We start from the raw sequence: 12,217 nt of genomic DNA on the forward strand, positions 1-12,217 counted from the left end.
TTTGGACTTTTGCTCCTTGCCATGATTAATCCGTTGAAGAAGGCTGTAGCGCCTATCGTACGTGATGCGTTGCTTACAGCTTACCCAGGAAGTAGTGTATCTGAAGAACACATCTTGGAACGCCCTAAGGATCCTTCTTGGGGTGATATAAGTTCGGCCGTTGCACTGCGACTTGCCAAACAGCTTAAGCAATCGCCTAAATCTATAGCAGAAAACATAGTCAAAAATATATCCGAAAACAATGTTATAGGATCCGTATCTGTGGTTGCAAACGGCTTCATAAACATTAGGCTTTCTTGTCATGCATTCTTGGAATTAATGAACTTCGTAGAAGATAAGCAGGATTATTACGGATACTCGAACGAAAAAAAGGGGAAAATAATTGTTGAATTTGTATCGGCCAACCCAACCGGTCCTCTACACGTGGGCCATGGCAGACAGGGAGCCATAGGAGACATCCTGACTAATATACTCTCAACGCAAGGATGGGATGTACACAAGGAATTTTACTACAACGATGCTGGAAACCAAATTAACAGCCTGACTGCATCGGTACAGGCACGTATTAATGGAATATCACCTGATGATGATAAATGGCCCAAAGATGGTTATAGAGGTGACTATGTATTTGAAATTGCAAAAAGCTACATGGAAGGTGCTAATGTAGAAATAGACGGTAAAATATGCACTGGGAAGAGAGATCAGGAAGACACAGAGGCCATTTGCAACTTTGCGGTGTCCTTTTTACGGAAGGAGCAGCAAGATGATTTAGATTTATTTGGCATCCACTTCGACCAGTTCTACCTAGAATCTTCACTTTATAAAGATGGAACAGTTGATAGGATTATTAATAGGTTAACTGAACAAAACGAGACGTATGAACATGAAGGAGCTTTATGGCTTAGCTCTACCAAGTATAATGACAGCAAAGACCGTGTTATGCGTAAGAGTGATGGTTCGTTTACTTACTTTGTTCCGGATATTGCTTATCACCTAAGAAAGTGGGAAAGAGGTTTTATAAAAGCCATAAACGTTCAGGGCACTGATCATCATGGCACTACGGCTAGGGTTAGGGCGGGACTACAGGGACTTAGGTGTGGTATACCTGAAGATTACCCGTTGTTTTTGCTGCACAGCATGGTCAAGGTTTTTCGTAACGGCAAGGAGGTTAAGATTTCCAAACGTTCTGGATACTATGTAACTCTGCGAGACCTTGTAAATTGGGTAGGAAGAGACGCTGCTAGATTCTTCCTGGCATCACGTAAGCCCGACTCAGAAGTGCTTCTAGATGTTGATCTGGCGTTAAAAAAAAGTGAAGACAACCCGGTGTTTTACGTTCAGTACGCCTACGCTAGGTCTTGTGCCATCATAAATCAAGCCAATAGCAGAGGGATGATCCAACTTGACCTTGGCAAAGTAACTAAACTCCCAGAGCTTGGACCAACATCACGCGTCCTACTCGTACATATTGCTGAATTTCCTGATGTTCTAAAAAAGTGTAGTGAGGAACTATCACCTCATGCTCTAACGCATTACTTGAAAGAACTAGCTGCGGTATTTCATGGGTTTTATAATGCGGAGCGCGTCCTGTCTGACGATAGCATAATGCGTTCAATTCGCATGCGTATAGTGATGACAACCCAACAAGTGCTAAGGACAGGATTTAAAATACTCGGCATTAGTGCACCTAAGCAAATGTGATAGCATAATGAAACACAGGCGATACAATAAGACATCCAAGCGTAGCGGAAACACTGTCGTAGCTTTATTTATTGGCATTCTGTTAGGCCTGGGTGTTGCCCTAACGATTGCGCTATACATAAATTTCAGCCAATTGCCATTCCTAACAAAAGTAGTTGGACACATTGTGAGCAATAATCAAGCTAAGAACAATCCTACCCCGGCTCGTCTTGTGCAGGGAGTAGATGTTCTAGGTGGAAGATCATTTCCATCCGATGAGGATGACAATGAGGAGCTTGACTATGGAACTGCAGCACCTGTTGAGCATATAAATTTCTATGAAAATAAGAACAAAACATATAAAGAAGAGCCGGTTGTAGACAGTAATAACGACGGAGACAACAATAAAGACACCTCTGATCAACCCAACACTATCAAAAACGGAGAAACAGCTCCCCTTGAAGATACAGCTAATGATACAAATACTGCTCAAGAATCATATGATGGCACTAATCACACGTTTTATGTGCTAATTGGGTCATTTCGTTCTGTAGAAAAAGCAGATAGCATACGCACTCGCCTGGCTTTAACTGGTATACATTCTTCTATACACAGCGAAATTGATCAAAGCTCGCAGACCATTGTGCATCAGCTACGTATAGGTCCTTTCCCGTATCAAAAACAAGCTGAAGATGCACAAAAACAACTAAAATTAAGTGGATTAGTCGCAAAAGTAATTGCTTATTAATCACACAACTGCTGACAAGCTATTTGGAGCTGTGGTAACCTTCCCATGCTGTTGGCAGAGGAGAGACGTATGATGCTTCTGAAATTCACGAAAAGACTGTCGCGATTTTTGGCAACTTCGGTTTTGCTAGCGGTACCGCTGCTTTCTAAGGCTAATGTGTACACATTGGTACCTCACCCATCGCAAACTGACCGTGGTGTTGTAACCGTTCAAGAATTCTTTTGGTATAGCTGTCCACACTGTTACCAGTTGGAACCTAAGCTAGACGAGTGGATCCATCGCCTCCCCAAAAACGTTAAGATGGAGATAATACCTGCTGTAACCAATACTTACTGGAGGAGAATGGCAATTTTGTACTATTCGCTTCAAGAGTTGGGTCAAATGTCTAGACTACACAAGAAAATATTTGAAGCTCAGCATATATCACACACCAATTTGTATGACGCTGATGTTTTAAAACAGTTCCTAGAAGAAAACGGGGTATCATGGGACAAGTATCAAAAAGCTGCTAACTCTTTTGGAGTTATTACGAAGGTAAGCAGAAGTGAAGCTTTAGTAAAAAATTATAACATATCTGGTGTTCCATCTTTTGTAGTCGATGGACGATACCTTGTTTCTATTGAAACTGCAGGTTCTGAGAGTGAATTATTTAAGGCCCTAGATGAAACCATTAAGATGGCTAGAAAGAATAGTGAGAAGATAGCCAAAGCAAAGTAGCAGGGTGTTCTCGGATTCCGATGTAAACTATATGAATCTGGCCCTATCGGCGGCTGAAGACGGGGGGCTTTACACATCAACACCAAACCCCAGAGTAGGTTGTGTATTGGTTAAGGGTGGTGAGGTCTTATCCGTAGGGTGTCATAGATACGCAGGGCAAAAACATGCTGAAATTGACTGTCTAGATAAGCTAGAAAAAAGCCATCTATTTAATTCCACTCTTTACATAACATTGGAGCCCTGCCATCACCATGGACTAACTCCGCCGTGCATAAATCGAATCATAGAGGGGGGAGTTAGCAGAGTAGTTATATCATCACTAGACCCCAATCCTTTGGTGTGCGGAAAAAGTATAGAGAAACTACGCTCCAGTAAGATTACGACGCAAATTGGCCTCTTGTCCGACAAAGCTATAGCTCTAAACTGTGGTTTTTTTAAACGCATGTTATATGGAAAGCCATGGATTAGGTTGAAGATGGCTTTTTCTCTGGATGGACGCACAGCACTTTCATCTGGAGAGAGCCAATGGATTACCAACGAAAAATCTCGCAAAGACGCCCATCATTGGCGTGCTAGAAGCTGTGGGATCATTACGGGCATAGGGACAGTATTGAGTGATGATCCACTAATGAACATCCGTCATGTAGAAACTACAAGACAAACAACATTGGTAATTCTCGACTCAAATCTAAAAATACCGATATCTGCCAAGTGCATTAGTGTTCCCAAAAGAAAGATAATAGTTGCCCACACCTTAAAAAATAGTGTAAAACAGGCCCTATTATCAGAAAAATCGGTATCAACCGTTTTATGTCCAGAAAAGGACGGACATGTAGACCTAAAGTTTCTCCTAGAGTACTTAGGAAAACAAGAGCAAATGAACGAAATAACAGTAGAAGCAGGAACCACTCTTAGCTCTAGCTTCTACCACGAAGAATGCGATGAACTGCTATGCTACGTAAGTAGCAAAATACTTGGACACGAATCTCGTCCCTTGATAAAAACGACTGTAGAAAAACTCTCAGACGCCAAATCATTCAATCTCATCAATTCTTACAAGATTGGGAATGACATCCGCCTGATTTATCACCATCAGAATTGCATCCTGCAGACTTATAGTAAGAAATGGACAGACTTAGTAACGCAGTAATAGTAAAAAACAAGAAAGCAGAAATTTCAGGAATAGTAACAACGCCAAACAACCTCCACTGAATAACAGAGCAATCACCAGCTGACAAAAATAAATCCGGAAACCACCTTGCTAGAAAAAAATCGTTTAAGTAATTGGAAACAGCCACACTGCACTGTTCTTCTTGAACTGGAAAAATTTGAATATACACTTGATAAAGCGCAGCACACAAACCAGCAAATGCTGAAAGCAGGCCCATATACATATAGATCAGTCGTATACAACCCTTGGAAAAAAAAGCAACAAAACTAAATATAGCTACAAGAAGTAATATGTATCTTTGAATAATACAAAGTGGACACGGCATAATAAATAACCGCTGCTGCATAAGGTAAGCAATAAGTAGCTCTGAGGCAGAAATCAGTAAACTAATAGCCAAAAATGCCCTAGCAAAAAAAGAACCAGAATGAGATGAACCCATAAATTGCTACTCCTAAAAAGTTCCAGCCATCTAAGAATTATCACTCGCACCAAGTTTAGTAAGAGAATCCTGAAAATCATGCAAATTGTCGAAATTGTAGTAAACAGATGCAAACCGTACCCACGCAACCTTATCTAACATAAATAACATGCGCATAACCTGCTCACCCACAAAGCGGGATGATATCTCTCTTTCTCCAGTATGGATCAAACTAGATTCTATCTCCATAACTGCTTCGTCAAGCTGTATAGCTGAAATCAACCTCTTTCGCAAGGCAATGAGCATGCTAGCTTCCAACTTTTTACGATCGTACTCTTCACGAATACCACTTCTTTTAACAATCTGGGGAAATTTTTGACTCAGACGCTCATGAGTAGTAAACCTCTTTCCACATGCAGAACACCTGCGCCTACGGCGAACAACCAAACCACCTGCAACGACACGAGAATCGGAAACCTGTGTATCTTCTCCATTGCAAAACGGACAATGCATGCCTACATCCCGGAACAATACTCAACGCCTGTATTGTCATATACAGGAAAATGACCGCACAGGGATAAAACTTCATCACGTATGCGTCCAATAACAACTTCATCATCAGGTGAATTTATAGCATCTACGATTAGTTTAGCAACTTTTACCATCTCTTCTGGACCAAAACCACGAGTAGTCAAAGCTGGAGTACCAAGACGTATTCCCGACGTTTGCCACGGACTTTGAGTATCATTAGGAACAGTATTCTTATTGATAGTTATATAGCAACGACCCAATAACTTCTCAACACCTTTACCTGTAAGATCAGTTGCACCCCTCAAATCAATTAGGAATAGATGTGAGTCAGTACCGCCTGATACAACACGAAACCCGTGTTTTATAAATTCATCCGCTAAAATACTTGCGTTTTCTATAACCTGCTTCTGATAAACAACAAACTCTTCGGTTAATGCTTTCTTAAAAGCTATGGCCTTGCCAGCAATAACGTGAGGCAATGGACCTCCCTGTAATCCTGGAAAAATATTAGAATTCAACATTTTTTCGTGCTCAGACGAGGACATGATAACACCACCTCTAGGTCCTCTAAGAGTCTTATGGGTAGTAGAAGTAATAAAATCTGCAATACCAATTGGAGATGGGTACTGCTTAGCAGCTATCAAACCAGCAACGTGAGCAATATCTGCCATTAAATACGCGTCAACTTCATCAGCAATATATCTAAACCTGTTCCAATCAATGATACGAGAGTAAGCGGAAGCACCACAAACTATTAGTTTAGGTTTATGCTCTTTCGCTAATTTCTCAACTTGATCATAATCAATAAGCTCTGTCTTTGGATCTAATCCATACGACACAGCGTTAAAATAACGACCGGATATGTTAACCGGAGAACCATGTGTTAAATGCCCTCCATCGGATAAAGACATACCGAGCACACAATCACCCGGATCCAACACAGAATAGAAAACTGCCTGATTAGCCTGAGACCCAGAATGAGGTTGGACATTAGCATACGAACAATTGAAAAGTGTCTTTAATCGCTCAATAGCAAGTGTTTCAACTTCATCAATAAACTCACATCCACCATAGTAACGCTTACCAGGATAGCCTTCAGCATACTTGTTAGTTAGCTGCGACCCCTGAGCTACCATAACTTCTGGATATGTATAGTTCTCAGACGCGATTAACTCTAAATGCTGAAATTGTCGCAAAACTTCTCGACGAATAGATTCCCATACTTCGTCATCATAAACAGGAGCAGCAAAAGCAGTAGGCATAGAAATATTCCCTAAATCAAGATCCAGCGACAGTCATTTGATCCAACAATATTGATCCACAAGTCTTAGACCCACGTACCACACGATCATTACCTATCGCTACAATACGACGATACATATCTTTTAAATTAGCCGCAACGGTCACTTCTTGCACTGGAAACTGGATAACACCATTTTCTACCCAATAACCAGATGCTCCTCGAGAGTAGTCACCAGTTATGTAATTAACACCAAACCCTATCAATTCTGTAATCAATAAACCTCTACCCATGAGAGCAATCAACTCATCAAGGGACTGTCCAGTATCTGATAAATACAGATTATGAGTTCCTCCGGCATTTCCAGTGGTTTTTAAGCCCATTTTGCGTGCAGAATACACAGAAAGAAAATATCCGGTCAAAACACCATTATCAATAATGCGCCTGGAGCAAGTAGCAACACCATCATCATCGAACGGAGAGCTAGCTAGCCCTTTGGGTATAAAAGGATCTTCGTCTAGTTGCACAAAATCTGGAAATATCTGTTGCCCGCAAGAATCATTAAGGAAGGATGTCTTCCGGTACAATTGCTGTCCAGACAAAGCAACAGCCAAATTACCCAACAAACTAACAGCAACGGGGGCCTCAAAAATCACTGGCACCTGTTGTGTCTTAACTTGCCTAGCACCCAAATGGGACAACGTTCGTTTGGCGGCATATACACCAATCTCACTAGGATCAGAAAGATCCTTCCAATCACGACGTGATGAAAACCAGCCATCCCTCTGCTTTTTATCACCAGATCCTGCCAAAAAAGAACAAGATAAGAAATGTCGAGATGAAGAATATCCCCCGTGAAATCCAGCAGAGTTTGCAGATACAAACTGGCTATGTGCTGTAGAAACAGAGACTCCCTCGGATTGGGTGATCTCAGAACTATAACTCAATCCTGCATCTTCGCAGTAACACGCAATCTCCGATGCTTTATCGGGTGTCAATTCCCATGGGTGAAATAAAGATAAATCAGGAACAGTGCCTTTAAACAGCTCTTCTTCATCAGCTAAGCCTGCAGCTTCATCAGTTTCAGAGTACTGAGCAATCGACGCAGCTTTTTTGACCATTTGTTCGACTGAAGAAACGGAAAAATCAGACGTTGAGGCAGAACCTCTTTTCTTATCTACGTATACAGTAACAGAACATGACTTATCACGATTAAACTCTACAGTCTCCTTATCTCCATTGCGAACGACAACACACAAACCATATGACTCTGATACATCTACATCAGCCTGAGTAGCACCTTCAGAATTACATAAATCTAAAACATGCATTGATAGATCGGATAAATCACGACTACTCATGGAAAATTCACATTCTACTTTATCTTTAGACATAGCTCTCCCATATCCACAAAACACCAGCAAGGAGAGGATCATAACAATTTCAAGAAGTTTACGCAGTAATTGTGATCAGTAATTATTTTTTAGCGGTAACTAAACATAGGTGTTTTAGCTATCAAGAAACCAATCATCAATACCAGACGGGAATGTAGAGGAGTTGCCATCATCAGAAGAAAAGCAGCGAATTAGCGTTGTTTCAGAAAAAACATCCTCAATTTCATTCTTAGCAAAGCTTTGATTACAATCACCACTCATAACGGACACTAGAGAACAATCAAAACCTTTACTAGTAAGATCAGTAGGGATTAAAAATACATTATTTACGGCATCCAACTTATCCTTAAGGGAGTCATAGTCAGGAAAAGAAAATACATTTCTTTTAACTATCGGACTATCTCCCTTCTTACCCTCAAAAAAAGCTACGGCAGGTTGAGCAGAGAGCACCTCTATTCCAATAAAACCACTATCGTTTTCAGTACGTTTAAAACGTCTAACTAAACAGATACGCCAAGACATAGCTTTAGGCAATGCTAAAGCCAAAATTGTGTGTATTACAATGGGGCTACCTCTCAAATCTGGTATAACAACCCCGAAACTGCTGGCACTCATATCGGTAACCTTCCAGAGTACATCAGCTGATAATTTGGATAAATATTCTCTTGGATTAGTTTTTATGATCCCCAAAATATTTTCATAGCCAAATACTCCAAATGCCTCAAAACCAGCCTCATGCCTCTCATGCAGACGGCGACTCTCACCATATCCGCCCCATTGAATTTTTAGCAAATTAATCAGCCGGTTCTTTTGAACCTCCAGTATGCTTGGATATTCAGCAACATCAAATGCCGTTACAATACTTTCACCAATATTTTCCAGGCCTAGATAAAAATCCACCTTTTCATCTGGTTTTTTCTCAGATAGTGGACGAACGCTCTTCTCAGGTTCATCTAAGTTAAAAAAGAACCTGCAAAAAGGCAACGGCTCACTACTTAACTTGACATCAGCAGAAACTTCAGCCAAAACATTGTTTACAATAAATATTTCAGCAGGATTTAGTGACTGAAAAGAGCAAATAGAGCAAACAATAGTGTGTATAAATTCTCTTAAAAAGAGCTTATGGTGGCCAGAGAGTTTTTCTGGGTCAATACTCTTATGGTAGGTGAAAATGACACCAAAAGCCTTGAAGCAGTTAACCCACCACTTATCCGGTACAGCACGGTAGTATGCGGCGTACCATAAGAACTTCATACGCATTAGGTAAAGGTATTCCCGGGATAAATTCAACCTTAGCCTAGGTGCTTCATCCGGCAAAGAATCTATGCACTTAGACATAGCTTCTTCAAGCTTATCAATGAAGGAACAGCCAATTTCCCAAAATCCCTGTCTATCAGGCAAAGCGTCAGAATTAAAGGCATATAGGGAGGCGCTAATAACAGCACTGCTTGAAACAGCTAAAGACCATACAGCCTTTATACGATCATTAAGATTATCAGTATTTAGAGCCGCGGAAACAGAAAGTCGCATATCTACTAAAGATTGCTCTAACTCTTTATACGTATACGAAGACACATCCCCATCGGATGATAATGAGTTGCCCATTGCACCGTCTTTAGGGAAATCTAGCATCCTATTGTACTCACTGGAGCCTTTTCCCTGTTCTTTCTTAATCATAGAAAGGAAGCACCTTTGCCAGAGTTTTTGAGGTAAAACAAGAAATCAAGGGCCTACCGGCATATTGTCACACAAATAACAACTAATATCGCATTAACCTATACGGCAATAGTGGCTTTTATAGGTGGATGGAAAAAGTAGTTGAAAAACTCAAAGTCTTCTTTAACATATTCAAACAGCGAATTAGGGCAACGTTTAATTATCAAAGTTGGGCGAGGATAAGGATCACGTGATAGTTGCTCATGCACTTGATCCAAATGATTCTTGTAAATGTGGGTATCACCCATCATTACTGTTATCTTTCCTGGTAACAGACAAGTTTGCTGAGCTAGCATGGATGTCAACAATGCATAAGAAGCTATATTAAATGGCAGCCCCAAAAAACAATCCACACTCCTCATGAAAAACAAACAATCCAAGAACTTTTTCTTGCGGACATAAAACTGACAAATCATATGACATGGGGGTAGTGCCATCATACCCAAGGCAACATTTTTCTCAGGAGAAATAGATTCATCTGGAAGGTATGCAACATTGTACGCGCTAAACAAAATACGCCTAGAATGTGGCGTATTCTTGATCTTATCCACAACTTGAGCTATTTGATCTATGGTGGTACCATCACGGCCCGGCCAAGCACGCCATTGCAACCCATAGATAGGACCCAGATATCCTTCAGAGTCAGCCCACTCATCCCATATTGTTACTCCATGTTCATGCAAAGCATTTACGTTGGTCCCTCCTGACAAAAACCATAGCAACTCTGAAACTATACTCTTTAGGTGAAGCTTCTTAGTTGTCACTAAAGGAAATCCATCAGAAAAATCAAAAACCAGCTGCTCACCAAATATGCTTAATGAGCCAACACCAGTACGATCAGATCTATCTTCACCGTGGTCCATGACCTTTTTCAACAATTTTAAATACTGTTCCATAAAAATTTACCGTAGTATTATGGTGGTTAGGATATCTGAGGGGGTAACTTCTTTGGAGATGAGCTCCAGTAAAAGCCGTGTCGTCTATCCAGGAACATTTGACCCGTTTACCTACGGACACGAGGACATAGTAGAGCAGGCAAGCCATATATTCGACCATATTACGGTGGCTGTTGCAGCACAGTCAACCCATAAGAAGACCATGTTTACGTTATCTGAAAGAATAGAAATGATCACAAAAATAGTCCGAAAGTACAAAAATGTGGATGTGGTAGGATTTGATGGCTTGTTGGTACGTTTCATGAAAGAATCGGGGTTTAGTACTGTTTTGCGGGGACTACGGGTTATTTCTGATTTTGAATACGAGTTTCAAATGGCTAGCATGAACAGAAAAATGGATAAAGGATATACCTCGCTATTCTTACTACCTTCGGACAAGAATCTGTTTGTGTCCTCTACAGCCGTTAGGGAAATATCAGCATTTGGCGGTAATGTAGACCAGTTTGTAGATCCTTGTGTTGCTGATATGTTGCAACTAAAAACTAATTGCTAGGTATTGTGGAGCCTAACCGTGTCACTTTTAATTACTGATGAGTGTATAAATTGTGATGTATGCGAGCCAGAATGCCCCAATCAAGCAATATATGAAGGCCCTCTTATATACGAAATTGATGTCAACAAATGCACTGAATGTGTGGGACATTTTTCCGAACCACAATGTGTCCAGGTGTGTCCTGTAGCATGCATAACGGAACATCCAGAGCACAGGGCAACTCACGCGCAGCTGTTAGAAAAATATACGCGTCTGCAAAATCAAAATCCCAAATCGTAGACTTCTCATACTTGAATCACAGACTTCTCATACTTGACAAGATGGACAATAGAAGGTACTTCGTTGCCCTGAACGAACCGTCTCGACCTTGCAGTGTAAGCAAGACAGGCACAGCATACCTGCTCGCCCGTAAACACGTAAGCTATTTTGAAAAGAGCCTTGTTGACCTGATGCATTTAGGAAATCACGCAAAGTGGTTCCTCCCTTATCGATAGCACGCTCTAAAACTCTTTTAATCTCCTTAACCAAGCGTGACAGCTCACCGGTAGTTAAGGAAGAAGCGTGTCGCAAAGGATTTATCCGAGACTCAAACAAAATCTCATTTGCATAAATATTACCTATACCAGCAACTATCTGGGAATTCATCAAACAAGCTTTTATGCTAGAGCGCCTATTCATAACTAATCTGCGAAGGTAGGAAGCAGAAAAATCATTAGAAAGCGGCTCACAACCAATATTACGCAAGCAAGAAAAGCCGATCAGTGTATCTGCATAAAGAAAACAACCAAAACGACGATGGTCGCATAGTCTAATAACCCTGCCATCATGCAAAACTATGTCAACAATATCATGCTTGCCAGGAGAAACATCTTCTGGGAGCACACATAATGACCCTGACATACCTAAATGAACCAACAAATAACCTCCTGTTGACAAAGCCAAAATGAGATACTTAGCTCTCCTAGAGACAGACTGAAAATACGAACCACTGCAATACCCAGAAATATTATCCGTTACTGGATAACGAAGAGCACTTTGACGCACATCAATGCGATCCACACGGGCACCAACGATAGCATTTTCCAAACCGCGACGTACAACTTCAACTTCTGGTAGCTCTGGCATAACAAATAATCCAACACATAGGTAACAT

General features: G+C 40.9%; 13 protein-coding genes. 6 read left to right on the forward strand and 7 right to left on the reverse strand.

Translation table 11 applies throughout. From position 1 onward, the window contains the following. The first annotated feature begins 21 nt into the window (after positions 1 to 21). The 4 genes from argS to ribD all read left to right on the forward strand — a co-directional run bounded on the left by argS (position 22) and on the right by ribD (position 4,295). Entirely contained in the window at positions 22 to 1,701 is a 1,680-nt protein-coding gene (gene argS / locus A6733_RS00760; RefSeq protein WP_092401276.1) for an arginine--tRNA ligase, read from the forward strand. A gap of 7 nt (positions 1,702 to 1,708) precedes the next feature. After that, complete coding sequence (locus A6733_RS00765; RefSeq protein ID WP_092401273.1) at positions 1,709 to 2,428, forward strand: SPOR domain-containing protein; 720 nt, start codon at positions 1,709 to 1,711, stop codon at positions 2,426 to 2,428. Between the two features lie 69 nt (positions 2,429 to 2,497). Next, positions 2,498 to 3,145 (forward strand): thiol:disulfide interchange protein DsbA/DsbL, encoded by a 648-nt coding sequence (locus A6733_RS00770; protein WP_175330565.1) that lies wholly within the window; start codon positions 2,498 to 2,500, stop codon positions 3,143 to 3,145. A gap of 31 nt (positions 3,146 to 3,176) precedes the next feature. After that, on the forward strand, positions 3,177 to 4,295 hold the full coding sequence (gene ribD, locus A6733_RS09845; protein WP_092401268.1) for a bifunctional diaminohydroxyphosphoribosylaminopyrimidine deaminase/5-amino-6-(5-phosphoribosylamino)uracil reductase RibD: 1,119 nt from the start codon (positions 3,177 to 3,179) through the stop codon (positions 4,293 to 4,295). On the opposite strand, the gene A6733_RS00780 is transcribed toward ribD, so the two are convergent. From A6733_RS00780 to A6733_RS00805, 6 genes are all read right to left on the reverse strand, one after another. After that, positions 4,192 to 4,755: a disulfide bond formation protein B gene (locus tag A6733_RS00780; protein WP_092401265.1), complete on the reverse strand. Its 564-nt coding sequence runs from the start codon at positions 4,753 to 4,755 to the stop codon at positions 4,192 to 4,194. The genes ribD and A6733_RS00780 overlap by 104 nt on opposite strands. A gap of 30 nt (positions 4,756 to 4,785) precedes the next feature. Further along, entirely contained in the window at positions 4,786 to 5,247 is a 462-nt protein-coding gene (gene nrdR, locus A6733_RS00785) for a transcriptional regulator NrdR (protein WP_092401261.1), read from the reverse strand. 2 nt (positions 5,248 to 5,249) lie between these two features. Continuing rightward, on the reverse strand, positions 5,250 to 6,527 hold the full coding sequence (gene glyA, locus A6733_RS00790) for a serine hydroxymethyltransferase (protein WP_092460241.1): 1,278 nt from the start codon (positions 6,525 to 6,527) through the stop codon (positions 5,250 to 5,252). A gap of 16 nt (positions 6,528 to 6,543) precedes the next feature. Further along, positions 6,544 to 7,899, reverse strand: a complete 1,356-nt coding sequence (pmbA, locus tag A6733_RS00795) for a metalloprotease PmbA (RefSeq protein ID WP_175330566.1) — start codon at positions 7,897 to 7,899, stop codon at positions 6,544 to 6,546. Between the two features lie 114 nt (positions 7,900 to 8,013). After that, positions 8,014 to 9,576: a hypothetical protein gene (locus tag A6733_RS00800; protein ID WP_092401254.1), complete on the reverse strand. Its 1,563-nt coding sequence runs from the start codon at positions 9,574 to 9,576 to the stop codon at positions 8,014 to 8,016. A gap of 98 nt (positions 9,577 to 9,674) precedes the next feature. Continuing rightward, positions 9,675 to 10,511 carry a thymidylate synthase gene (locus tag A6733_RS00805; RefSeq protein WP_092401251.1) on the reverse strand — a complete coding sequence of 279 codons (837 nt, stop codon included), beginning with the start codon at positions 10,509 to 10,511 and terminating at the stop codon, positions 9,675 to 9,677. Between the two features lie 58 nt (positions 10,512 to 10,569). Here A6733_RS00805 and coaD point away from each other — a divergent pair, with 58 nt between their 5' ends. Next, entirely contained in the window at positions 10,570 to 11,064 is a 495-nt protein-coding gene (gene coaD / locus A6733_RS00810) for a pantetheine-phosphate adenylyltransferase (protein ID WP_092401402.1), read from the forward strand. Between the two features lie 18 nt (positions 11,065 to 11,082). Further along, positions 11,083 to 11,343, forward strand: a complete 261-nt coding sequence (locus A6733_RS00815) for a YfhL family 4Fe-4S dicluster ferredoxin (protein ID WP_092401248.1) — start codon at positions 11,083 to 11,085, stop codon at positions 11,341 to 11,343. A gap of 27 nt (positions 11,344 to 11,370) precedes the next feature. On the opposite strand, the gene mutM is transcribed toward A6733_RS00815, so the two are convergent. Further along, the gene (mutM, locus tag A6733_RS00820; protein WP_092401245.1) at positions 11,371 to 12,189 is read right to left on the reverse strand and encodes a bifunctional DNA-formamidopyrimidine glycosylase/DNA-(apurinic or apyrimidinic site) lyase; all 819 of its coding nucleotides are present in this window, start codon (positions 12,187 to 12,189) and stop codon (positions 11,371 to 11,373) included. Between the last annotated feature and the right edge of the window lie 28 nt (positions 12,190 to 12,217).

The organism is Candidatus Ichthyocystis sparus (assembly GCF_900078745.1).
In the GTDB taxonomy this organism is placed as follows: Bacteria; Pseudomonadota; Gammaproteobacteria; order Burkholderiales; family 2013Ark19i; genus Ichthyocystis; species Ichthyocystis sparus.